The 25,717-nt window shown below is 34.2% G+C and carries 20 protein-coding genes; 2 read left to right on the forward strand and 18 right to left on the reverse strand.

Annotation, left to right across the window (positions count from 1 at the left end; translation table 11 throughout):
• Nucleotides 1-90: 90 nt before the first annotated feature.
• From M9897_09210 to M9897_09230, 5 genes are all read right to left on the reverse strand, one after another.
• On the reverse strand, nt 91-978 hold the full coding sequence (locus tag M9897_09210) for a zinc-dependent metalloprotease (GenBank protein MCO5269058.1): 888 nt from the start codon (nt 976-978) through the stop codon (nt 91-93).
• Nucleotides 979-1,087: 109 nt separating this feature from the next.
• Nucleotides 1,088-1,654: an IPT/TIG domain-containing protein gene (locus M9897_09215; GenBank protein MCO5269059.1), complete on the reverse strand. Its 567-nt coding sequence runs from the start codon at nt 1,652-1,654 to the stop codon at nt 1,088-1,090.
• Nucleotides 1,655-2,045: 391 nt separating this feature from the next.
• Complete coding sequence (locus M9897_09220) at nt 2,046-2,705, reverse strand: hypothetical protein (protein MCO5269060.1); 660 nt, start codon at nt 2,703-2,705, stop codon at nt 2,046-2,048.
• Between the two features lie 832 nt (nt 2,706-3,537).
• A complete protein-coding gene (locus M9897_09225; GenBank protein MCO5269061.1) occupies nt 3,538-4,581 on the reverse strand; it encodes a hypothetical protein in 1,044 nt (347 codons plus the stop codon).
• Nucleotides 4,544-8,095 (reverse strand): S8 family serine peptidase, encoded by a 3,552-nt coding sequence (locus M9897_09230; protein MCO5269062.1) that lies wholly within the window; start codon nt 8,093-8,095, stop codon nt 4,544-4,546. Before M9897_09230 ends, M9897_09225 begins: the two co-directional genes overlap by 38 nt.
• Before the next feature lie 878 nt (nt 8,096-8,973).
• Here M9897_09230 and ltrA point away from each other — a divergent pair.
• Nucleotides 8,974-10,269, forward strand: a complete 1,296-nt coding sequence (gene ltrA / locus M9897_09235) for a group II intron reverse transcriptase/maturase (GenBank protein MCO5269063.1) — start codon at nt 8,974-8,976, stop codon at nt 10,267-10,269.
• Nucleotides 10,270-10,619: 350 nt separating this feature from the next.
• Here ltrA and M9897_09240 read toward each other — a convergent pair whose 3' ends face one another.
• The 5 genes from M9897_09240 to M9897_09260 all read right to left on the reverse strand — a co-directional run bounded on the left by M9897_09240 (nt 10,620) and on the right by M9897_09260 (nt 14,232).
• Entirely contained in the window at nt 10,620-11,933 is a 1,314-nt protein-coding gene (locus M9897_09240) for a putative DNA binding domain-containing protein (protein MCO5269064.1), read from the reverse strand.
• A gap of 108 nt (nt 11,934-12,041) precedes the next feature.
• Nucleotides 12,042-12,698: a hypothetical protein gene (locus M9897_09245; GenBank protein MCO5269065.1), complete on the reverse strand. Its 657-nt coding sequence runs from the start codon at nt 12,696-12,698 to the stop codon at nt 12,042-12,044.
• Nucleotides 12,699-12,709: 11 nt separating this feature from the next.
• Nucleotides 12,710-13,357: a hypothetical protein gene (locus M9897_09250; protein ID MCO5269066.1), complete on the reverse strand. Its 648-nt coding sequence runs from the start codon at nt 13,355-13,357 to the stop codon at nt 12,710-12,712.
• Nucleotides 13,358-13,407: 50 nt separating this feature from the next.
• Nucleotides 13,408-13,872, reverse strand: a complete 465-nt coding sequence (locus tag M9897_09255) for a hypothetical protein (GenBank protein ID MCO5269067.1) — start codon at nt 13,870-13,872, stop codon at nt 13,408-13,410.
• A gap of 141 nt (nt 13,873-14,013) precedes the next feature.
• Nucleotides 14,014-14,232, reverse strand: a complete 219-nt coding sequence (locus M9897_09260; GenBank protein ID MCO5269068.1) for a hypothetical protein — start codon at nt 14,230-14,232, stop codon at nt 14,014-14,016.
• A 154-nt stretch (nt 14,233-14,386) separates the two neighbouring features.
• Here M9897_09260 and M9897_09265 point away from each other — a divergent pair, with 154 nt between their 5' ends.
• A complete protein-coding gene (locus tag M9897_09265; GenBank protein ID MCO5269069.1) occupies nt 14,387-15,622 on the forward strand; it encodes an IS4 family transposase in 1,236 nt (411 codons plus the stop codon).
• Here the strand turns inward: M9897_09265 and M9897_09270 are convergent.
• The 8 genes from M9897_09270 to M9897_09305 all read right to left on the reverse strand — a co-directional run bounded on the left by M9897_09270 (nt 15,608) and on the right by M9897_09305 (nt 25,708).
• Nucleotides 15,608-16,207, reverse strand: a complete 600-nt coding sequence (locus M9897_09270) for a patatin-like phospholipase family protein (GenBank protein MCO5269070.1) — start codon at nt 16,205-16,207, stop codon at nt 15,608-15,610. The two genes, M9897_09265 and M9897_09270, sit on opposite strands and share 15 nt — an antisense overlap.
• A gap of 11 nt (nt 16,208-16,218) precedes the next feature.
• Nucleotides 16,219-19,227, reverse strand: a complete 3,009-nt coding sequence (locus M9897_09275; protein ID MCO5269071.1) for a hypothetical protein — start codon at nt 19,225-19,227, stop codon at nt 16,219-16,221.
• A 234-nt stretch (nt 19,228-19,461) separates the two neighbouring features.
• Nucleotides 19,462-20,151 carry a TrkA family potassium uptake protein gene (locus M9897_09280; GenBank protein MCO5269072.1) on the reverse strand — a complete coding sequence of 230 codons (690 nt, stop codon included), beginning with the start codon at nt 20,149-20,151 and terminating at the stop codon, nt 19,462-19,464.
• Between the two features lie 5 nt (nt 20,152-20,156).
• The gene (locus M9897_09285; GenBank protein MCO5269073.1) at nt 20,157-21,896 is read right to left on the reverse strand and encodes an ATPase; all 1,740 of its coding nucleotides are present in this window, start codon (nt 21,894-21,896) and stop codon (nt 20,157-20,159) included.
• Nucleotides 21,893-23,230, reverse strand: coding sequence for a Na+/H+ antiporter NhaA (gene nhaA / locus M9897_09290; protein MCO5269074.1), 1,338 nt, complete (start codon nt 23,228-23,230; stop codon nt 21,893-21,895). Before nhaA ends, M9897_09285 begins: the two co-directional genes overlap by 4 nt.
• 113 nt (nt 23,231-23,343) lie before the next feature.
• Nucleotides 23,344-23,583, reverse strand: a complete 240-nt coding sequence (locus M9897_09295) for a hypothetical protein (GenBank protein ID MCO5269075.1) — start codon at nt 23,581-23,583, stop codon at nt 23,344-23,346.
• A gap of 116 nt (nt 23,584-23,699) precedes the next feature.
• Complete coding sequence (locus M9897_09300; GenBank protein MCO5269076.1) at nt 23,700-24,860, reverse strand: IS91 family transposase; 1,161 nt, start codon at nt 24,858-24,860, stop codon at nt 23,700-23,702.
• Complete coding sequence (locus tag M9897_09305; protein ID MCO5269077.1) at nt 24,857-25,708, reverse strand: site-specific integrase; 852 nt, start codon at nt 25,706-25,708, stop codon at nt 24,857-24,859. Before M9897_09305 ends, M9897_09300 begins: the two co-directional genes overlap by 4 nt.
• Between the last annotated feature and the right edge of the window lie 9 nt (nt 25,709-25,717).

The raw sequence follows: 25,717 nt of genomic DNA on the forward strand, positions 1-25,717 counted from the left end.
AACTCAAAGTACAGACTTAAACGTAAATAAAAGTTTGAACATGAGGCGTTTACTTGCTATTTCTTTGAACCACTTGTTACCTGCTGTGTTTTATTTTATAATAATTTTTTCTGTCTGCTCACCACTTTTTGTAATAGCTTTAACAAAATAAAACCCTTTTGCTAAATTAGATATGTCTATTGTAACTTTGTTTGTATGTCCTTGGGTATTTTTAACTACTTGTCCCACTTCATTTAACATATAAATCTCTTGTATTACATTGGATTTATCTAATATTTCGATTGTTAGTTCCTGTTCAGCTGGATTTGGATAAAACTTGATACCATTGTACTCTTTAAAATTAATAACATCACCTGTCTCAGAGCAGTCCTCAATAGATGCATATGTTATCGGGAAAACTCCAGAACAATTATTAGATATTGTACTTTGATTCACAATGTAAATCCCTCCATCAACTGCATTAGAACTACTTTGTAGATTACGAATTACTCCTGTACTAGAACTATAAAACATCACATCAGTACTTTGGTTAACATGATTAAGACCCAATGCATGTCCTAATTCGTGTAATACGACAGTATAGAAATCATATTTTCCTGGAGGAACAGGGTGATTTGAAGTAGAATCAATATTCCAGTTATCAAATGAACCACCGGGTAATCTCGAAAAACTAATATCAATTTCATGATAATAAACAAGACGATCTCCATTGATGTCTGAACAGAGGTTATAAGATACATGAGTTGTTTTCCCTATTAACGTGTCATTTATAGGGTATTCTTTCATAAAAATTAAAGACACACCATCTACTTCTGAGCTTGCACCATTTGGCAGAATGGTATCTCCAACTATTTCCCAATTTATTTTAGTTTGACACTTCCAATCATTTAGTGCTTGTTTTACAGTTGCTGTTAATAAAACATTATTGGATATACTCGTATCTATATAAAACTTAATTGGTTCATTTTTAATTTCCACATTTTTTCGCTGAGGGATTTTTAAAAAGTAGTCTGATTGCTTGAAAACAAAGTTGTCAACTGCATAGGTGACAATTAAAGATTCATCACTATCATTGCTTTCTTCTCCATTATTTGTAAATAGAAAACTTTCCCGAACCAGGAGCTATCAAACTTGAGTCTGCTAAGGTATCTACTACGGATGGAATCTTGAACTCAATAAGGGAGTCTGACCAAGAAATATAATCAATGTAGTCGAAAGCTTTTATTGTAATACTTCCATTTACATCATTTTTCATATATATCTGTCCAATCCCACGTTCGTTCCCAAAGCCATATCCTTCAATAGTTAAAACAGAGTTAGTACCTGACGAAATAGTTTTTGGCATAAAATCAACAATTGTGGGTGGTGGACAAAGATGGAAAGTACTAGGTTGCACGTAATTGACATTATCATAATTAAAGTAGTTTCCATTAATTATATCTTCATTTGAACTTTCAGTGTAGAGAGTTACCATTTCAGTGTTTTGTGTGTTAATATATTGTAAATCAGCAGTATTAATACAGTTCGACAATTTCATTTTGACATGAACCAACTGTTGCTTGTTAGGTGTTATTTCAACTCTATTCCAAATATCTTGTAGATAGTCCGCCCCGATGTAAAAACTAAATGCATCAGATGCATCATCTAGTATCACGTCATTAGGATTTACATAGGTGGAAGAATTAAAATTATTCCCCTTAGTAATTTCAATTGAGCTATTGTAAACAACATTAGAACCGAAAGGAATTGTGTTGTATTCTATTACAAATGCAGCATTGTCTAGAAAAGTACCAAAACCATTTGCCCAAACAAAAATGTCGAATTCAAAATAATCATTACTTAAACCCGTGATTTTTTGATTTTTAATCTCAAAATTTATTTCTTCATACGATTTTGTATGTTCCTTATTGATGGTTTTTTTCTTTATTTTTTCAAAGATTATATCTTCATATAACTGTGTTCTATCAACTCTTTGTTTGTAGATAGAGTCTTTATATAAATTATCTTTTTCTATCTGTTTTTCTAAAAAAGTTACATCTTTTTTTTTACGTTTTTTTTATAAATCCCTTTTGTTCAAGGTATTGTTCGCATTTCTCCCAAACAGTTTCTTCTTCCCATATTCGCTTTCTTGTATTTGGATCCAAAGACCCCTTTTGCTTAAAACTTTTTGAAAAGCCTCTTAATTCATTAACTAAAATAAGTTCTTCATTTTGATTAACCCCATATTCTCTATATAGAAAAAGACAAGAAAAAGTGGGACACAGTGGTTTTACCGTTAAATACTTAAGAGATAATTCGAAATCACTTGATAAATTCTCGATATTTTCGCATACAAAAATCCCTTGAGTGCCATCATTCAATCCGAATGTTTCTTTCTCCCAAATCGAGTGAGAATTTCTCCCCTTCATTATACCTCTAGTGCTATCTACAGTAACCATTTGCCAAGTTCTAGGCGCTTTATTAATAAGTTGTACAGTGTCGGATTTTAATTTTCCTTTATATTCCTCAACCACTTTTATTTCATAAACCACAAAAAGGTCTTTGTTTTCGCCAACTTCTACTCCTTCATAACTAATAACTTGCCCTCTAAAAATATAAGGAGCTTGTTTTAATAAATTTTCATAATAAATGGAGTCTTTAGTTTGTCCTATCGCATTACCGAAGGATATTGCCATCAAGAATAAATAAATAAATGCTTTTTTCATAACTCTAATTTTAAATTATACATTCAAATTCCTTACCATGTTTTCTTTATTTCCTGTTCGTTTACATAGCAGGTAACGTTGCGGCTGCTTCGCATCCGTTCTGATCCTTTTGATAATTCAATATAAATGTAATAAATATTTTCCTAGGATATATAATAATTGATTTGATTTATCCAGAATGGTGCGAAACAGCCAGTTATGGGGAGTACAATTCTATAGTCTTTGATAAAATGAAATCCATCTATTGAATTGTACGTAGTAGTTCACCCAGAAATAAATACAGCCGACCTCACGCTATTGTTCCGAGGTCGAATTGCTCTTATGTTTGACATAGGAGTCTGTTTGAACTCGGTAGGGGATTTTACCAATTAAAAAAACAACTTTCATCCGTTTTGGTAAGTGATTAATTAACGAAGGATAGAACAAGAAAAATAATCAATGATGTACTTTTTATTTTTAGTAAACTATTGACTTTCTAGTTTATTTTCGTTAATTTAAACTAAAATCTGTGGACGTGTCAACGTCACAAATACTCTAAAAGAGATATTTGCACGGTTTACCCGCACAGATTTTAGAGCAGAAAAATGATAAAATATTTTCTGCTAATAACTTACTACAAAACGGATGAAATGTTGAAAAAAATAAAAAATCCACGTACAATAACGTGGGGACGTTCCTATCTGTGGTGGACTATTCCCTCATAACGGTTCTCAAATAGGCAACGGCCACATTTTTATGTTAAACTCTAAACGAAGATACAAATTTTAACTTTACAAAAAGCATTGTCCGAAGCGTTTATTGTGGCTGGTGCTTATTTGATGTTATGGGGTTGTTATTTTTTTACCAATATTGGTGTTTTCTGCATAGTATAAGGATTTAATAAATAAATATTTGGCTGAATTAAAACTCCACCCGCCTCACTAAGCTTTGAGTTGTGCATTTCTTCTATCAGTATATTACCCGAAAATTGAGAAACACTAATGTGCAATATCTTTCTTGTATCACACATCTCTTGCAAAAGTTTGGTTGAACCTGTTGTTTCATTGTATTGATAAAAACCTAAACCGTATATGACATAATAAATAAGGTTCTGATGTTTATCAACGTCTGTTACTGCATATCCGTTAGGATTGTTTGTTATAAGAATAGAATTTACAATAGTATCAGACTGAAGATAACATAACCCTTTTTCAAATGGAGATTTACTAAAGTCTATATAACTTAAGAGACCATCGATAAATTCCCCATTAGTCCATAACGGACCCCCAACACCATATTTGTTAGATTGAATACGAAATGCAAAGGAATCAACAACTTCTCCAAATAGATTGTAGATAGGGCTATGTGTACTTGATAAGGTTTTCCCTCCAGCAACAATCTTATCTCCTTGTCCATTAAACTTAGGCTCAGTAAAACTCACATTAGATGGTAAGAATTGATGTAATCCACTTCCATCATCGTTTATCATATATCCGATACCTGAGCTACCGGTTCCAACATTAAAAATGATTTTTCCTTGTTTCCCCCAATCAGGCGAGCCTAAGGGCAATCCTCCAGTGTCGGACGAAGTACATAATACTTCATCATTTTTGGTTGAGATTGTATGTTTTACCAGCTCTAATGGTTTACCTGAAATTCGTCTCACATAAATAAATTCATCGTCTGTGTATGGACTAAAACATGGTTCAAAATATGAAGTATCTCCATAATATTCATCTTGAGTTATTATTTCCTGCCCCCAATTGAAACTTTCACATGGGGTTTCATTGTTATTTAGTATAGGATAGCTTGGAGTCTTATCCTTCTTGCATGCAAGAAGGATAAGAACCAAACACAAACTACTGCTTAATAAACTTAATTGTTTGAGCTGTTTCATTTGCTTTTAGATTTAAAAAATACATGCCTTTTGTCCAATTGTTAGAAGAGATTGTAACTAAATTCTGACCTGCAGAATAATCAGTTTTTTCACTTGAATAAACAAGTCTTCCGTTGATGTCGTAAGCCTCTATTTGAACTTGTGCATAATCTGGAAGAGAAAAACTGATAGTTACATCGTCTGTTGAAGGGTTTGGATAACATGATAAGTTAAACGCATGATTACCTTCCTCATTTACCCCTGCATAAGCAGATTGTAGGTGAAGTGTATATCCAACCCGTACTAAAGCACCTGGAGATGCTGGATACCAATAATCAATAGAATTACCATTTTTGTCTTTTGTTAAATGTACTATCGTTCCACGAATATCCCCACTTGTGTTATTCATATTTGTAATATAGTTGGCATTTTCAATATTTACAAATGTTGGTTGTGGATTAATTGTATTATCAAGTAAGGTTGTATAACTGTTGAGAGGCCAACTATCTAGTATCACATCCCCTTGGTTTAGATTGTTTTGCAATGTATAAGAAAGCTCATACATCGTACCATAATACTTGCCAAAAGGTTTTTCGTAATTACTAAAGAATAAATCTCCAGTTATATGAGGTACACTTGATAAGTTTGTAGGTACTACTACCTCCTTTTTGATATGTTTTACAATATATTGTGTCCTATCAATTTTTTCCATTACTGCTCCAGCATCTAAAAGACCCCAACCAGATAAGTCATCATAACCAATTTCATATTCTTGATGATTTAAATCGGGTACTATATCTCGCGCATATCGTTGTAATAAAAATTCAATATCATCAGGAGCTAAATTATTAGGTGTAGAAGGTTGATGGTCAATATGACTCAGCATTAATCCCGCAACGCCTGCAACATGTGGAGCTGCTGCTGATGTTCCTGAAAATGATGTATACTCGTTAGTGGAATTATTTCCTATGGTATATACAATATCTACATCATAAGGAGCTATTAAATCAACATCATCACCAAAGGAAGAGCTTGAGTGCTTATATCCATCTTTATTACTTCCACCTACACTTATCACCCATTCTTCACGTTCGGCATATTGAGGATAACGACTTTTTGAATCTCCGAAATTACCTCTACTACAAACATTAATTACTCCGTTTCTAAATATTTGACGTTGAGCATCTTTAAATAAATCCCAAGTTTGAGGAATTTCGTCCAAATATGGAACGGTTCGTACCCAGCTGTTGTTGATAATATCCATAGATTCTGGATATAGAGCTGTCCAAGTGGATGCGTCTAGCATAGCGGCTGTTACTTCTGCGGCTGATAGACCAATCGTAACCGCTCTAAACCCGTGAATTGAGACACCTATATTATGTTCGGCAGGATTTGGATCTGGCTGTGTGCCATCTCCAGGGATAACATTAGCATAAGGCCAATTACCTCCAGCTATTCCTGAAATCCCCATTGTGTTATTTCTTAATGCACCAATTATTCCTGCTACTTTTGTCCCATGTCCATTTTCTATTCCTTGCGTTATTGGATCTCCATGATTTGCTGTGTACTGTAAACTTTGATCTATTTGATAATCGTATCCTCCTTTAATTTTAGATGCAGAACCATTAAAGAATCCTCCAAAATCTTCATGATCCCATTTAATACCAGAGTCTAACACACCAATTTTAATTTTATCAGAGCCTGTTTCAATTGCCCATGCTGGTTCTATATTTATATGTCCATCAGGATGGTTAGTTGACATTAAAGATTCTTGTAATGAATATTTGGGGTCATCTGTTGTGGGAACAATTATTCCATTGGTTTGTGCATATTTTATAGTCGGGAACATTATTTGATCGGCATTGAGTGCATTACAAACGTCCACTTCATTTTCTTTTCCAACATTAATAAGAAGTATAGCCCAAAAGGGTGCAATTTCCACTTCATCACCTAATCTATTGATAAAAGTAGTATCTGAAGATGTGAAATGTTTAAAAATTTTATACGCTGACACTCGTTTCCAAGCAACATTAGGATAAACATTTTCTAATTGACTAATTACACTTGGCTGTACAAAATCAGATAGCAAACCAAAGTTAAATCCGTTTTTATCGACTGCGTCTATATTCATTACAGACACATCAAAGCGTACAATAATTTCATGTTTTACATGTGACTCTATACCATCAATTATTCTTGGTTCTACGATTCTTCTGCCTTCCGAATATTTTACTGTTGCATTTTTAATCTCACCATTTTTTTCAACTAATCCAGTAACATAAATTGCATCATCATTGACTACAATCGATTTCGATTCGTTATTATGATTTCCTGCATCATATTTTTGAACAAACTCCAAATCTCCACTAGATTGGTATTTGATAGTTGCAAACTCTTTATTTCCTTCATTATCTAATGTTCCAGTTATTAAAATATCTCCAGTATTGGTAATTGAGAGGTGTTCAGCAGTTGCATTAATTTCACCTCCTCCCGACCCAAACTCTCTACTCCAAAGTTCCGTTCCATTTAAGTCGTACTTTATAGTAATATAATCCTTCCCTCCATTTGCATTTTTCTTAGTACCAACCACATACACATTTCCAAAATCATCAACTCCGATAGCCTTTCCTACATCTTCTAAACCACCATCAAAATTCTTAACCCATTCAAGTTCAAAATCCGAATTAATCTTTAAGGTTTGAATGTTTCTGTTCCCATTTTCTTCTACATATCCTGTTATGTAAGTATTGTTATTATTGTCGGTAGTAACTGCGACAACATTATCCAAACCTACACCAGGTACCGATGTTCTTTTCGTGTCTAGAATTCCACCGTCTTCTTTATTTACCAGAAGGGTTGCGTAATCCCAGTTAGTAAGCGCTGATGCTGATGCTCCTGACACTACAAGTCTATTTCCACTAAAACTTATACTGGTTGCGGCATCGTGTAAATTTGCATAATCATACGTTGTATGCCATAAATAATCTCCATCAGCATCAAACTTCACAATAGCATAATCCGAAAAGCTATTTGTGGATTCTGTACCACCAACAAGATACACATCACCATTGGTGTCAACTCCAATATCGGCAGGTATATCTATTTCATTTGCTGATCCATTCCAAGTATTTCCCCAAATTAGATTACCATTAGGAGAGTATTTTAATACTCCAAAATCTAAATTTGTGCTTTCTTGTAGGGCCGCTACAACAAAAATCTCATTGGAATTATTGATTTTTAATTGGACACCATAATCATTTCCATGCCCCGAACCATCAAAGGTTTGTTGCCATAAAATGGTGCCTTCAGGATTGTACTTTGTAATTAATACATCCGTATTATTCGATGCATTAATGGTATTGCTAACAACAATTAAATTTTTATTGTTGTCAATTGCCGAGGCTGTTCGCTGTATTGCGCCTACTGTACCTGTCGCATCTTCCCAGTCTTTGTTTATATAGACTTTTTGGGCGTAACTAGTGCTAGTTAATAACACAAAGCCCATAATCATTGATATTATACTTTTCGTTTTCATAGTTTTAATTTATTAAATTAATAAAAAACAATCAAATAAGGAAACCTTTTCCTTCTTTTTTAAGAAATTATGGTCTATATTAAGTCTTGATTCAACCAGATAGCCTTTTTCAATTATTATGCATAAGTTGCTGTCCTTTGCTATTGTTGAGCGTTCGTTTAATAACCCATAACGTTTCCACGGCTTGCCGAAGGCGGCATTTTAGCCAAAATCTTCAAACGATGCGATAACTTCAAATTTAACAAAAATCTTTAAATCGAAGCAATTATTGCCGCTTTTGGCAAACCGATTGTGTGTGCTCTGCATGAGCAGAAGCACACGCTAGTGTAAGCTATCATAAAAATTCAAAAATACAAATTTATTTTGTGATAACAAACATTAGTGTGATGCTTCAAATTTCCAGAGGGTGAAAGTCCCTACCACGCGGAGTAACGACCCGAAGTGTAGCAAGTCGCAAGGTTGCTAACCGTGAGGTTAGGACTAAAGGAAGCGAGACTGCAAAATCCGGTACTGACGAACAGAAAGTACATAAGAGGCATTATGAAAAGGATGAGTATCCACAGCAATACGACGTCCAACATCAGCAATCGAACGCTGACTCATCGCAGAGATGATTTTCATGATGTAGATGTACCAGGGATTGGATGAAGGAAAATGCTCTTACCAGAGGAGGTCTTGGAATAGATTCGGTTTCTATATGCCAAGAAGTCAGCAGAGGTCATAGTACTTTGTAGCAACGAGCTAAATGAAAAGTGAAGAAAAGTTTAGAGGTCTCACAAACAAAGGAAGGACTGAACGCAAGTTGGTTCACAATTCGGAATGGAATTGAAAGATAGCCACCCGAAACGTGAACAGGTTAAATAAAATGTAAATTAAGAATGGTCGAACAAGTAGTACATCCTTACAACCTGCAAAAAGCCTTACGACAAGTTGTTGTCAATAAGGGGAGTGCAGGTATTGACGGCATGAAAATCTCTGAACTTTCGGAAGTATTCCGAAAGGAAAAGGATGCTATTATCCGCTCAATAAAAGACGAAAACTACTTGTCTCAACCCATTCTTGGAGTAGAAATTCCGAAAGGAAATGGAAAAACACGTCTGTTAGGAGTTCCAACGGTAAAGGATAGATTACTCCAACAAGCAGTATCACAGGCTTTAATGCAACATTGGGAAAGGGATTTCAATGAAAATAGTTTTGGTTTTAGACCCAACAAGAATGCCCGCCAAGCCGTAGGCAAAGCGATGCAATACATTCACGAGGGCAGAACTTATATTGTGGACATTGACTTAAAAACCTTTTTCGATGAAGTTGACCACTGCTTACTCTTAAACCTACTGTACCAAAAGGTAAAATGCCCTAAAACACTAAAACTTGTACGTCAATGGTTACGAGCACCGATTAAAATCAAGGGTAAATTACAAAAGAGAAGAAGAGGAGTTCCACAAGGTTCACCTTTAAGCCCATTGTTATCTAATATCTTACTCAACGAGTTGGATAAAGAATTAACAAGACGGAAACTCAAATTTGTACGTTATGCCGATGATTTTAGCATTTACTGCACATCACGAATACAAGCAATAATGACAATGAAAGCAATTTCAAGTTTTCTGAAAACCAAACTAAAACTCACGCTGAATGAGGAAAAGAGTGGAATACGAAAACCTGTTCAGTTTGTAATACTTGGGTTCGGCTTCGTACCAACTTACAAGAAAGGAGACAAAGGGAAATACCAATTAGTAGTAGGGGAGAAAGCATGGAAACGCTTAAAACAAACCTTGAAAACGATTACAAGGAAAACAACGCCGATGAGCTTCGATGAGCGAATTACGAAGATAAAAGAAGTACAACGAGGATGGTTAACCTATTTTCGAGGTACGAGTATCCAAGGTAAGCTCCGAGACTTAGACGGTTGGTTACGTAATCGTTTAAGGTATTGTATTTGGCACGACTGGAAAAAGTGGCGAAGAAAACGAGCTAATCTTATTAAATTAGGAGCAAGCGAAAGAGATGCCACACGCTGGAGCATGACACGAAAAGGAGGTTGGACGATAGCTCAAAGCCCTATTTTAGGTACAACCATTACCTTGGAACGATTACGAAGACGTGGTTATGTTTCACTATCAGAAGTTTACATTGCATTGAACCCATCAACTTGCGAACCGCCGAGTACGTGAACCGTATGCTCGGTGGTGTGAGAGGCGCACTCCGTTCCATTTTGGGCGGAGCCGTCTACTCGATTGTAGGCTTGCCAGATTTCAACGCATTATCTTTAATTTTTACAGAACACCTTATTTTTATTTTTTAGAGAGGGGAAAACAATTTTTATTCGAAGGTGAAAGCAAGCTCTTTTGCAATTTTTGGATTGAGCGTTGGCATGTGTGAAACGAAGTTCACGAACACCAATAAAAACAAACAAGACGTGAATAATTGCAAATGTGCTTGCGAAATTGGGACATTTATTTTTTGTCTGGTGCAATTATGGTGCAATCATGGTGCAATTGGTGCAATTATGGTGCAATTATATTTAGAGTTCATAAAATGAGCCTGCTCCTTTAGTTTCAGATGATTTTAGCACTTCTTTTTCTACCAATTCTCTTAAATCTCTTGTAGCGGTATTCCTCGCTACTTGAAATAATTCTTGATACTCTTTATTTGTGATTTTTCCATTTTCTTTGACATATTCAATGGCTTTAATCTGTCGTTCACTTAAATCTAATTTTATAAGCTGTTCTGGGGTTAAGTTATTTTTGAATAATGTTACTAAAAAGCCACCATCACGTTCTGCCAATTCAGGTTCTGGCAATTGATTATCCAAGCAAGAATCTATAATCTTAATCGTTCCACGACCCCAAGCATCAATGAGGTTTCCTTTAAAACAAACATCCGCAATTATTGGGTTTCTAGGTTTTGATGAATGTGTTTTTTTAAGGTCTTCTAAGGAAAGCTCATCTGTTAATTTACCATCATTCCAAAATGTGATTTTATCGTCATAAACTCGAATCTGAGTTGGTGCTCCCATATAGTTTCTATGAACTAAGGCGTTCAAAATCACTTCTCTTAGTGCTGTTATCGGATATTCAGACGTTTCTCTACGATATAAACCTTCAAATGAAACATTTCTAATCAAGAATTTATGTGATAATTGATTTAAAACAGCTTTTGAAAGGTTTAGCAAATTTCCTTCTTCCGTCTCTTGAAAAAGTAAATCGGCATCATCTTTTCCAAAACGACCAATTTTGACAAAAATATTTGGATAAAACTTACCCGGATCTTTTCCGAATAGTACAATTGCACCTCGTTTTAATTGCCCTTTTTTACTTAGACGTAGTTTCTCAAAAAGTTCTTTAGTTGTTAAATCCTTATCGATTGGCAGTCTGCCCGAATTTTGAGTTTCCTTTAAAAAATGTTGAACTGTTTCTTCATCAATATCATCAAAAGTTGCATCAGGTTCAACAATACCATCCCAAGTTTTACCAGATTTACTTAATAAAAATTCGTTGAGTGAACTTCCTGTCAATTCCTGCTTGGTACTACCACTACGGTAATAATATCTTCCACGCAAAGAAATAGGAACGGAGTAGGGAGTTGTTACAATTTCAATAAAATACTTTTCGGATTCTTCATGTAAATTCACCTCAACAGTAATTCCCATGGCGTTACGGATTTTATTGGGAATATCATCCATAAGTTTTTTGTAATCCGAAATTCCTACAACTTTTCCATTATCATCTTTTCCGATAAAGATAACGCCACCTTGTGCGTTTGCAAAACCACAAACCCATTTTAGGTAATCATCGTGCCAAGTACTTTTGTATTCTATATTTTGCTGTTCGGGCATAGGTACAAAAGTAAGAAAAATTTGTTATAATTCACTATATTAGAAACTGCGAATTCTGTCGATTTTTAGCCAAAAAATAAGTATTGTCTATAGGTATAGAACAAAAATCTATTTACAATTGTCTGAAGTGTTTTTATACTTTTTATCGCCATTGAAACGTGATAGTGTACTCAAATCTTTACTTATATCCCATTCTTCTTTATCTTCTTCTTCATAGCCTTCTATTTCTGTCATAACATTTACATTTAGAATATCTCCGTTCATTTCACCTTGGAAATCGGAATAATAAGAAGTATAGTATCCATTTTCTTCATCATTGATTTCGCCCATGATTGTTCCTTGAACTCTTATTATGTTTCCTTTTGGGGAAAAATGAATTTCGATAACCTCTTCAAGAGTATTTGTTGTCAAACTAAAGCAGAGTTTTTCTGGAATTTCAGGTTTTAATTCATCTTCTAATTTCTTAATTTTAGACTTCAAATTTTTAATTTCAGATTGCTTAAATTTTATTTCATCGGACAAATTCAATCTTTTAGAGTTTTCTAAATCTAATCTATTTTGTGTGTGTCTAGCTTTACTCATTAATTTTTGAAGAGTGCTGTCCAAATTTTTAATTTCATTTTGATGAGTTACCTTTTCATTATTATAAACTTGCGTTAAGCTATCTAATTCTGCTGTTTTCTGTTGTATGATAACTTTTTTAGATTGTGCAAAACTTGTTGTAGCCATCAAAATACAAGTTATTATGTATATTATTGTTTTCATGATATTATAGATTATTGTTTAGTGAATTCTGAATCAAACATACCGCCACAATCCATTCCAAGGAATTCTACAGCAGGTTCACATCTGATTTTGTTGAAATCGCCTTGATAGATTGTAAAGTACAACATATATTCATCGGAATGGTAGTTAGTTGTTTTTTCTTCTTTATTAAATGAATCGTTATCTATTGTAACAGATTCTTCCATATCATCCATTCCTTGACAAGGTCCATTCTTTTCTTTAAAAAGTAATTTTGCATGAAAGCTTGTTGAATTGTGATTAGAAATTATGATAATATTACCAGAAGCGTTTTTAAAAGTACCGTTAAGGCTTTCTTTCTTACTGGATTTTAAATCCTTTATTTCTGCTTTTAATTTATCAATCTCATTATCCAAACTTTCAACTGTTTTTTCTGATTCGGTAATTGTATTATCAATAGTTTCTATTTGTTTTTTAAGGTTGGCAATCATCAAATTAAACTCTGAAATATTATCTTCTAATTTCTTTTTGTCATCTTTATATTGTTGACGTGCTTGATGGATTACTGTTGTTATACTATCTAATTGATGGTCTAATATTTCTATTTGCTCATTTTTAGATTGTGAAAATGCAATAGATACAGTCATTAAAACTAATCCTATTAAAATTATTTTTTTCATGTTATTTGTTTTAAAATGAGTGGGAAGTTTCCCACTCACTCGATTAAAAACTATATACCTGAGGCTGCGTTGGCAATTTTCATTTGAATTTTTGTGTATTTCGCCATAAAATCTGGGTTATTAGCACAATCATCGGTTATTTTATCTGCCCATTCTGATGCTTCGGACATCATACTTGAATATTCAGACATTATTGACATATCTGTGGGATTGTTCTTTTGTTTTTTAACTATTGCGATATACTTATCCATGAATTTCTCATAACCTTTAAGGAACTCATCACAATCACTTCCAGATGAAGAAGATAATTTTTCTTCTTCTAATACATCACTACTTTCATCTGATGTACTTGACTCATCAGAATCATCAAGGTTGGAATCAGTTAAGTTTCTCATTTCATCCAATTGTTCAATTGTTTTATCGAAATCTGATTCACTACTGCTTTTCCCCCCACAACTTGTCATCATAAATAGAGCAAAAAATAATGCCCCGAAAATTACTGTTACTTTTTTCATTTTACTTAAATTTTAATTTTACCTACTCGTAAGGCTTTTCGGTTTCCGCCATTATTTTAGATTTTAATATACTTTCCATAGATGATATATGAGTAAGCCAGAAGTTTAAATTCCATTCTGGAGTACCCCTTATGCTCAATTTCAAAATTCACCGTGTAGAATATCATGAAAAGAGTGGTAAGAAAACTCTTTTGCATCTTCTGAGTGGAATAGATAAATATTCTTTAAAATATCAATATCAAACTTATTTTTATTTACATAATCAGAAAAAATGTATTCTCTTAAAGCATGACAAAGTTCTTCTATATTGTGAATGTTAACAGAAATAAAGACACCGTTCTTAAAATTAAATTTAAGCATTGAAAGAATGATTTTTTTGATGTCTAAACCGAAAGTTTTTTCATTAAAATATGGTTCAGTCTTTACCTCAATATCACAACTATCCGAAAGTTTGAAATTTAAAAAAATGTCTGAAAAATCCTTTATTTTTGGTTTCGACTAAAAAACAAATTTTATGGGACTTTTCAGACGATGCAAAAATAATAACAAACCTTTAATTCGCCAAATAATAGATTTCGTACCTCGTTGGATGTTGGAGGCTTGCTCCAAACAGTTTCAAGGTGACAAAGGCTGTAGTAAATATAAAACTTACGACCAGTTTGTGGCAATGACTTTCGGACAGCTGAATAAATGTTTAACATTAAGCGATATTTCTATTGGTTTAGGTGTGAATGAGACGTATATTAAGGACTTAGGCTTATTACAAAGTCCTGCACGTTCAACAATGAGCGACGGTAATAAAAAGCGGAATTGGAAAATCTATGAAACGCTATATTTTAGACTCTTAAAACACTATGAACGCATTTTAGCAACTAAACATCAAAGCAAAATCATTGAGGAAATTAAAGACCAAAAAATTAAACTCATTGATAGCACCACAATTAGCCTCTGTTTATCGATGTTTGATTGGGCAAAATTTCGGACAGCTAAAGGAGGAATTAAAATCCACACTTGTTGGGATGATTATTTAATGATTCCTGATATGATAAATATAACTGAAGCCAAAATGCATGATCGCTATGGTTTATCTCAACTTATTTTTCCAAAAAACACCATAATCGTTGAGGACAGAGGCTATTTTGATTTTCAATTAATGTTAAATCGAATACAAGCAGAAAATGTTTTTGTTACAAGAATAAAAAACAACACTGTTTATGAAACCATTCAAGAAATAGAATTACCCGAAGTCGATGATCAAGATATCTTAAAAGATGAAATTATCAAACTTTCTGGTCAGAAATCGAAAGATTGTGGTATCGACCAGCATTATTTGAGATTAGTACATGTTTACAAACCAGATGAAAACAAAGTAATTGAAATTATAACAAATCAATTAGAATGGAAAGCTAGGACAATCGCTGATTTGTATAAGAAACGATGGGATATTGAACTCTTTTTCAAAGCAATTAAACAAAATCTACAATTAAAGACATTTATTGGAACGAGTGAAAATGCTGTAAAATCACAAATTTACATTGCTCTAATTTCATATCTTATACTTGAATTGATTCGTAGAACCACAAAAAAGAAAGTACAGTCATTCTCTAATTTTGTCGAAAAAATCAGAATTTGTTTACCTTTTTATCTCTCCTTGAATTATGTGTGTGACTCAATTTCTGAAGGCGCTAAGAAAATTAAAAGAGATAAACCTCCTAAAATATTTGATCAATATGACTTATTTTCTCAATAAAACCCGATATAATGACGATTTTACTAAGATATAGAAGGAATTATCAAGATTTTTAAAAACTTTCGGATGAATGTGTGTTTTTTTTAAAGGATTGTCTCCTATTTTAGTAGCTACATTTGTGAATGAAAATTTGAATTTTTCCAATTCACTTAATTCTTTTGTATTTGTGTTTCTATTTTTTTTATCCTCGCCAATAGAAAGTTCCCCTTTACCATTAATCATTCGGTATCTTCCAACATCAATATCTTTCAAAAAATTATCAAATTCATATTCCAGAACTTTATCAATTTCCTCGTTGTTCAATCCTAATGCCAATACAAAAGTATTGATAGCTCCCGCAGAAGCTCCTGCTATACCTTGAATAATTGGCAGTTCATTTTCAACATCTTTTTTACAGTAATCCAATAGTGCTGCTGTGCGTCCTCCTAATTTACTATGAGTAACTGCATCTGAGCGTTCAGACAAAAGATTTTCTAATGCTTTAATTGCTCCATTATAGACAGCCCCTCTTGCACCACCGCCCTCCATTACAAGATACTCCAAATCTTCTATTCGGAGTTTTTTCCCTGTTGTTCCTGTACTCATAATGCTCGTTTTTATTCTGACGGAGGCAGGGTATCACAACTATCTGCAATAATCGCAGGGGAATACTGTTTCGGGATACTTACATCTGTATCAGGTAATTCCTTTTGTGGGAAACCTATTGGTTTCACTCCGTCGCTGTTTCCACATTCCAAAATGACTAAATCGGTCGGAACTTTAAAAACACCTAAATCAATAACTTCGACAGCTTCAGGAAGTTCATTTCCGTCGAGGTCGTAATAAAATTTAGTAGGTTGGTTGTCTCCTAATTCAGATAATAAAGGGTCAAATCCTCCTGGTACGACATCAAAGTTGGCAATTGTATTAAATTGCAAGAAATTTATCGCTGCTCTTTCCTTTAATTCATCTCGAAATACAGGAATTCTGACTGTTGCATAGGAGGCCTGCATAAAAGCTTCAAAGTGTGGATCATCATCGGTTAATTTCAATAGGTCTTCCCAATCGTTTTTGTCAGAATAGAAATAAGGATGAAATTGATAGGTAATATTTTCCCAATCAAAAGTGTTTTCTATAAATTTTACTTTTAAAGCATTTTGTGCATCAGTACAACATTTCGGATTATATTCTTTCCCTACCACAAAATTATCTTTCAGCCAAAAAGGATTACATCTAAACATTTTACGAATGGTTTCCCGTTTAATTTCATCTTTTATCAATTGTTGCTTTTTATCGGGATTAATTCCGGGTCTATTTGGGTCAAAGGATGCCTTCTCTTCATTCGCCTTGTTGAGTAAGTCTTCATAAGCAGAAACAATAGCATTATAGGTTTTTATTTTCCACGCTTTGTAAGCTTCTTTTGTTAGATGACATTCAATTTCAATATTGACATAAAATCCTTTTTTTTGAGCAAAAACAGAAGCAGGAATTTGTTTTGTTTCTTGATTGAACCAAAGATCTGGACCCGACCAGAAATATTGATCTCCGTCATTCCAACTACCATAGGAAGCAAGACCAACTGTGCAAAATAGTATCGAAGCAGGCTCATCGTTTGAATAAAAGGACTTTGCCCAACCATTTCTACAATAATAATCATCAGGTATATTAATCATTTTAGAAGTGGAGGTTGATTCGGCTCCACTTAAAGAATCTGATACAATAATTTTTTCCAAAGGAGGTTGTTCAATGTCAATTTTGTAAACGATAGCCCAAATGTGATAATTGTCTCTTCTGATGTTGTCTATTGTTAAAACAGGTAATCCTCCTATGGATGCTTTTCTTGGATCTTCTGGCATGTAGATGGATGAGGAAGAGTCTTGTAAAACTCTTGATAAATAATAATGTGCAGGATGTACGACATCTATCTCATATATCAATCGTTTTCCGTAGTTTTTTAAAGTACCTCGAACGAGTTTACTTAGCCATCTGTAAACGTAAGATTTGGTTAAATTATTACTGTTATCAATTTCATGTGTTATTTTTTCTTCATATTCCTCTATGGTAGTTGTGCTTCTTTCCGTTTTTACTCGTTTACTAACTCTATCTACAACTCGTTGAAAAGTTTCTTTTGCTTCCTTTTGTGCGACAATGCTTGAATTAACAGTTGAAGTCGAATTGGAAAAACCAGCATCCACACTCGTAGAAACGGGACCAAAATTAGCCGAAGCCGAAGCGTAAACGGAAACTTCATTTGCTTTTGACTGAATTTCAGAAGATACGTTTTCCATACTGTATTTTTCCGTAGATTGGGAGTCTGTTTCTCTTGAAACTTCTTCATCTGTTGAGTAGGATTCGTAGGATTCAATTCGCTTTAATCTCCTTGTTTCCCTAATTTGTTTTTCGCCTTTTTGTGTGTTGTTGATATGAGCAATTTCATCAGGTAGGTAGCCTACGGTTTCAGTTTCCACAACTCTTAAATCTGCAATTTGATATGGAAATTTTAAATCACAACCGTTTTCTTCTGTGTGAATATGGTTACCTTTATTATTCGGAAGATAAGCGTGTTGAAAATCGGTTGCATTAACCCAATTTGTTCCTATTAAAACATATTTACTTTCTTTTATAAGTGTTTTTAACTGATTGGTTATTTTCTTTGTTTCAGTTTCAATTAAAGAAAAGGCCTCATCAAGTGTTATGTTTGTAGTATTTAAAACCGTATATATTAAATCATATTTTTCAGTTTTAATTGTTGAAATTCTTTCAATGTTTGTAACAGACTGGTCTTCTAGCTTATCTATTAAGTTTTTTGCTTTATTTAATAATGATAACATCCTTATGTTTAACTCGGGGCTATTTCTAAATTCATCGTTGATGGATGATTTTTCGTTATCGTTTAACGTTCTGTTAAATATTTTAGATGTGTCTCTTTCTTTTTCCTGTGTGCTGATTGCTTCTTTTACCACGCTTTTAGCTTCTTTTAAATTCACGCTATCTTTACCGACAAATGAAAGAAGATTTAGGTATTCAATATTTAAACGCTTAATATTCCCTTTTTTAGGAAACGAAATAATGGCACTATCTCTTGCTTCAACAAGAAGTGTTTCTATTTCCGATAATTCATTAAATCGTGCAAGAAGCTCTTTTCTTTCGGTATCATCATCTTCTTTGGGCTCTTCATTTTTACCAATAAATCCAATGAAAGAAGGTGTAATGCTTTCAGGTAATGTTACTTCTATTTTTGTGGGATGCGCCCCGTCTTTTAAATATTCCTCTTTAAATTTACTGATTAATAAACCGAAAATTTCATTATTCGTACTTTTAGTAAGTGTTCTAACAACAATATTATTGTAAAGAAGTTCAATAATATTTGTGCTGTTTCCTTCAAAAATAGAATTATCTTTAAAAGGTTTTTTTGATTTTATGAAGTCATCCGAAGCAACAAATTGTTGTAATATATTATTATATTCTTCCAATTTTTCTTTTTTGGAAATATTACTCTCAACGATGTCAGTTAAATCTGAAATTAATTGAGTTTCCAAAATAACATATTCTGTATCCTCAGAAGAATAAGAAGAATCAGGATTTCTTAATGAAGCAAACCGATAAATGGGAGATTGAGTATTCATAAGGCGTAATTTTATGTGTCGAATATATGTTTATATTTTTAAAATGAAATCAAAAAGTTATGGAATGTTTTGGGAATTACCGACTTGGTCGGTTTAGTTCAACGGGTCGCGGCTTTGCGAGGGAGCGGGTTTTAACCTAAAACTTCCAAGCGAAGACGACACTTCAAATTTAGTAAAATCTTTGAACGGAGACGATAACCCGCTCTCTTGCAAAACCATTTGTTGGGTTGCAGGTCATTCATCGTTTCTTTTTAATATTTTCTGTAAGTCTTTGGCACTTCCATAGACTACCAAAATATCCTCTGATTTAATTATAGTTTCCGGTTTGGGAATCCCTGTAATGTGGTCAACTTTACTTTTTCCAAAAAAAGACGATTTATCTTTTTGTTGTATGATTGTCAAAATCAAGACATTGTAGTTTTCTCTGAATCCTATTTCCTGAACAGATTTTCCAACAAAAATGGAAGGTGTTTTTACCTCGATAACACTATAATAGGGATTGAGATTAAAAGAGTTAATCACTCCTTTTAAACAAAGTCTTTTTGCCCATCGTTCGGCAGATTCTTGCTCCGGTTTGACAATGTCATGAACCCCGATGGCTTTCAAAATATTTTCATGCAAAGAATCAACGGAACGACTGATTAATTTCTTAACACCTAAATTTTTGAAAAGAGCCGTAACAATCACGTTTGCCCCTCTGTCTTCTCCAATACATACTACGACTATATCCGTATTTTGTAACGGCAAGTCGGCAACGGTTACTTTATCGGTGGCATCCATGCAAATGGTGTGGGAAATAGTGTCTTTTAATGCGGTTACCTTGCTCATTTTATGGTCAATACCGATGACTTCATTTCCTTGTTCCGTCAATTTCTCGGCTAATGAAGCTCCAAAATTTCCTAATCCTACTATTATAAATTTCATCTTTGTTAGTTTATTAAAATTTCTTCGGTTGGATACCGATAGTTTAACGATTTTGCTCTCTTAAGGAAGGCAATTAAAAAGGTTAATGTGGTAATTCGACCGATAAACATAATGGTAATAATGACTATTTTTCCAATTTCGTTTAAATCTGCTGTGATGCCTAATGACAATCCAACGGTGCTAAAAGCCGAAACACATTCAAAAACTATGTCTATTAACTTTAATCCCCGGTCGTAGTAGGCAATCAAATATACGCCTGTACCAATAACGATTAATGACAGGGTCATGATAGCAAAGGCTCTTTTTATGGTTATTTCGGCAATTTCTCTACGCCATATTTCTATTTTATTTTTTCCTCTGGCCAATTGAAGAAAATTTAAAGTTGCAATGGCAAAGGTACTTGTTTTTATACCACCACCTGTCGAAGCGGGAGAAGCACCAATCCACATCAGCAATATGATAACCAATATAGAAGCTGTATGCAGTTGACCATAATCAATGGTATTAAAGCCGGCAGTTCTTGGGCTGGTTGCCGTAAATAGAGCCGTAATCCATTTCCCAATTCCTTTATGAGGAGCTAAAACATTGTAAAATTCGTTGGAATAGATAAATAAAGTTCCGATAATAATCAAAAAGAAAACGGTGATTAAGCTTAGTTTACTGCTCAAGGTTAAGACCCAAGGTGTATATTTCTTTTGGTGCGTATAAAACCAAAAAAAGTACCTCCTTAGAATATATTTGAGATACTTTAAAATATTGGTAACTATGGGGAAGCCCAATCCTCCAAAAACGAAAAGACCGATTAATATTAACTGGAAAGCATAGTTATTAATAAATCCGCTTTGCATAATATTATTGGGAAGCGTGGAAAATCCTGCGTTGCAAAAAGCAGAAACAGAATGGAAAACAGCAAAAAATATTTCTTCTCTATCTGATGAAAATTGTGAAGCATCTATATTAAAATAAATCAGAACGGCTCCAACTGCTTCAATAAACAGCGTAATACCTAATATCCTTTGTAAAGTCTTGAATACCTTACCCATATTTTTTCCTGCTCCCGATAAATCGCCCATGGCAATTTGATTTTCATAGGTTGCTCCACCTTTAAAAAAATAGCTGAAAAAACTGGCAAAAGTCAAAATACCCAAACCGCCCGCTTGAATCAAGAACATAATAATTGTTTGACCGAAAGTAGTAAAGTAAGAGCTGGTATCTACGACAATAAGTCCCGTTACGCAAACGGCACTGGTTGAAGTGAACAATGCATCAATAAATGAAATGCCTGAATAAGTAGCTTTGGGCAACATTAGGAGCAAAGCCCCTAAGAAAATTAATCCTAAAAATGTAATGACGAAAAGTTGGGCAGGTCTTAAAAACGAACGTTTATAGTTTATATCCAATGGGGCTATTTCCCGAATTACTTTAATGATTACCCCTAACCGAATCCATGATGAAATGCCCGATAGACCGACTTGATATTGTTTATGAAGGCAATAGCCAATAAAGAGCATACTGACCAAGTCGAAAATAAAGGCACGAATCACAAATTTTTTCCCTTCAAAAATGTATTTAGCCGGTGTAGATAGAAAAGAAAGTACAAGTATGCCAATGTAGAAAAATAAAATGGGTTGGAAAGTCCAACCCGGCAATTCAAACCCGAATTCCGATAACAAAACCAAGACAGCAACGATATAAACGATGTACTGAACTTTAGTTAAATAGCCGGATGATCGTGGAAATTTCATTCCTTTACAATTTTTTCAGCATTTCTTTTTAAAACGGTATATCCTAAAACACCCCCAATAATTGAAGCAACGAATATTCCGATTTTAGCTTGCATTTGATATTCTTCATGAGTAAAAGCTAATTGTGTAATAAATAAGGACATGGTAAAACCTATGGAAGCCAATAAACTTAGTCCAAAGAGATTTCTAAGATTCATGCCTTTAGGAAAAGGAGCAATTTTTAGCTTGACGCATAGCCAAGTAAAACCAACTACACCTACAACTTTACCAACTAACAGCCCTAAAGCAACTCCCAAGGCAACATTAGACCCAAATAAGTGTTCACTATTTATATCCAATAATGTAACACCTGCATTGGCAATGGCAAAAATGGGTAAAACAATGAACGTTACAAAAGGGTGCATGGCATGTTCTAATCTTTGCAAAGGAGGAGTTGCCTTTTTATTGTCTTTAGATATTCTTTCTATAATATAAAGTTGTTCATTGGTTACGGTAGGAAGATTATTAGGGTCTGCATTTTTAAATTGCGACAAATGTTTCTTTAGCCTAGCTATATAAGTATTTTCTTTTATTTTCACATCTGCTGGTATCATAAACGCTGCTAAAACAGCTGCAATTGTTGCGTGAACTCCAGACAGAAGAAATAGAGTCCAAACACCAACGATACCCAATATAGCATAGAAAACAATATTTCTAACACCCATTCGGTTGCCGATAAACATTAATAGAAGAAAAAACAATCCAATTCCTAAATTCATAACTGAGATATTAGATGTGTAAAAGAAAGCGATAACCAAAACGGCTCCCAAGTCATCAACAATAGCAACTGCGGTAAGAAAAACTTTTAGAGTTAATGGAATTCTGTCTCCTAATAAATATAAAACTCCCAAGGCAAATGCAATATCTGTTGCCATAGGTATTCCCCAACCATGATGAACTTCACCCACTGAATTGAGAGAGAAATAAACAAGAGCTGGTAACACCATTCCACCAATTGCTGCGACTATGGGTAATAAGGCTTTACGTGGTTTTGACAATTCTCCTGCGACAATTTCTCTTTTCAGTTCAAGCCCCACCAAAAAAAAGAAAATTGCCATAAGCCCGTCATTAATCCAATGATGAAGACTTAGATTGAGGTAAGATTCACCGTTTAATGTCAATCCTAATTTCTGTTCAAAGAATTCAAAGTATTGATGATTCCATGGAGAATTAGCCAATGCGAGTGCAATAATTACCGCTATACCTAATACCAAGCCACCTGATTTTTCTTGCTGGATAAACCTTTGAATTGGGAATATTATTTTATTAATTGGTGCTTTTTTCTGATTTGTCATATTTGCTCTATTCCTTTTGAGTCGCTAAATTAATATTTACAGTTAGATTTAAGTGCTGAATTCGGTTTTTTGACTTGCACCCAACTCTATACGATTGTATCGTTATTTTTCTTTCAAATATACATAAAATCAGGAACAAAAAATACCCATCCCCATTTTTTTGAAAATGAAGCCAATAAAGCTAAAATAAAGAAAATTGATGATACAATGAGGTTGGACGAAGCCTGAGTAATAATTGAGCTTGAGATGGTTTTAGGAGCTATGGGCATGGTATTCTCTCGAATAATATTTCGATGATGAAAAAGCATTTTTAATTGCTTTTTTGGGCTCTGAAAAGAATAAACCCCATTCATTCATATCGTTTATTTTTACAATATGTTACTGATAAGACATACCTATCCCGTTACGGTTTTGTCCCGTTTTAAAAAAAAACTATCTTGAGTCAAAGAGCGTTTCACTAAATATACTGTCACGAAGGCGCCCTTTCTATCGGCTTTCGAATGACCATGTGCCCCTTCTTACACTTCGGGCATAGCAAAGGATCTTGCTGTTTGATTTCTCGATATACCTCATAGGCATTTAAGCCTTCATACTTCGGAAAGAAACGTTCACTTTTGTTTATGGTGGCACATAACTCTACGTTTTCTTTTAGATGTCGCAAAGCTAAAAAACCAATGTACCTTACCTTGCAAAGACCTGAAGGCAGAATGTGCTGTAAAAATCGTCGGACAAATTCTGATTCATCCAATGTCATTACACTTTTAAGTCCTGCTTTCTTGTAGTTTTTGTAATAAAAAGTGACTTTCCCATTTTTATGACTGATAATTCGTTGATTGGAAATCGCAACTCGATGTGTGTAATTGCCAAGATATTTGATGATGTTATCAGGAGTAGTAAAAGGTTTTTCACTGTAAACAACCCACTTTTTCTGATAACAAGTATCTTTAATTTGCTTAAAATTTTGAATATCATCCGGCAGCTTTAATTTGCCGATAGCATACTCTTTTTCTAACGTTTTCATCAATAGTCCTCGAAAAATAGCACTTAAAACTTTCACTGGCAGAAAGAACTTTTTATGGGATGGCACCCATTCAAAGCCGTCTTCTGTTAAACCTCCCGAGGGAACAATCATGTGAATGTGTGGGTGGTAGGACATAGTTTGTCCCCAGGTGTGTAGCACTGCTACGCCTCCCATTTTAGCACCAAGATACTCGTTGTTTTCTCCGCATTGCATAAGTGCTTGACTGGCAGCCTTAAACAAACTATCATAAGCAATGCGCTGATTGATGTAAAACAACTTGTTGAGTGATTCTGGAATGGTAAAAACCAAATGAAAATGCTTCACTTCTGGTAAATTGCTTTTCAGTTTATCCACCCACTGTATTTTTCGTGTCATTTGACACTTCGGGCAATGTCTGTCTCTACATGAGTTGTAGGCGTTTCTGTAATGATGACAGTGATTGCACTCTGCAACATGTCCTCCTAGTTTTACTGTTCGACAAGCTAAAATAGCCTGAAATGCTTTTTCTTGAAAAGGATGCAAGTCATTCAGATTCAGTCCTTTGTTGAGTACTTCACTAAAAATATCGGACAACTCTACTTTTTGTCGTTTATTTTGCTTTGTTTTCATAAGCGAAGATCATCAAAAGGTGAGACAATGTTTTTTAAGCTAGCATTTGAAAGATGCAGGTAAATCGAAGTAGTTCGGATAGAACTATGCCCCATAAAAGATTGAATAATCTTTAGGTTAATTCCTTTGTCCAAGAGATGGGTAGCAAAACTATGTCGTAGCAAATGAGGGGTTACTCTTCTTTTGATGCCCGCTCTTTGTGCAGCATCATGAATTACTTTATCAAAAGTTCGGACACTCATCTTCTTCCCTGGATGCCCATTTGGTTCAAACAAGTAAACTTTTGGTCTAAAACACTTGTAATAATAGCGTAATTCCTCTAGGGTTTGCTTTGAAAGAATCGTTCTTCGGTCTTTCTTTCCTTTACCTTGACGCACGATAATAAAACCGTTTTCTGAGTCAATGTCCTTCGGTTTTAACTGCAATAATTCCATTTTGCGCAATCCTGCCGTGTACATGGTCATAATCATCACCCGATGTTTGATGTTTTGAGTACGCTCAATCATCAATTTAACTTCTTCTAAGGAAAGAATTTCGGGTAGTTCTCGCGGCAATCTAGGACGTTTTATTGCAATGGGTTCCCATTCTTTTTTTAATACGTCTTCGGTGTAGATTTTAAACGCACTAATCTTTTGATTGATATAAGATGGCGAAACTTTTTTTGACTTTACTAAATGATGCAAGTATTGTTTCAAATCCTCGCTGGTCAGTTTATCCAAGGTCTTGTTTGCATACGACTCGAAGACCTGCATCGTCTCGCAGTAGCTTCTCACAGAGCAATCGCTGTAATTGCGAATCTCCATTTCTCGTTTTAACAGCGCTATGGCTGGGGAAAATTTATTCTCCATAACTTTTTG

This window comes from Brumimicrobium sp. (genome assembly GCA_023957385.1).
Taxonomy (GTDB): domain Bacteria; phylum Bacteroidota; class Bacteroidia; order Flavobacteriales_D; family Crocinitomicaceae; genus Brumimicrobium.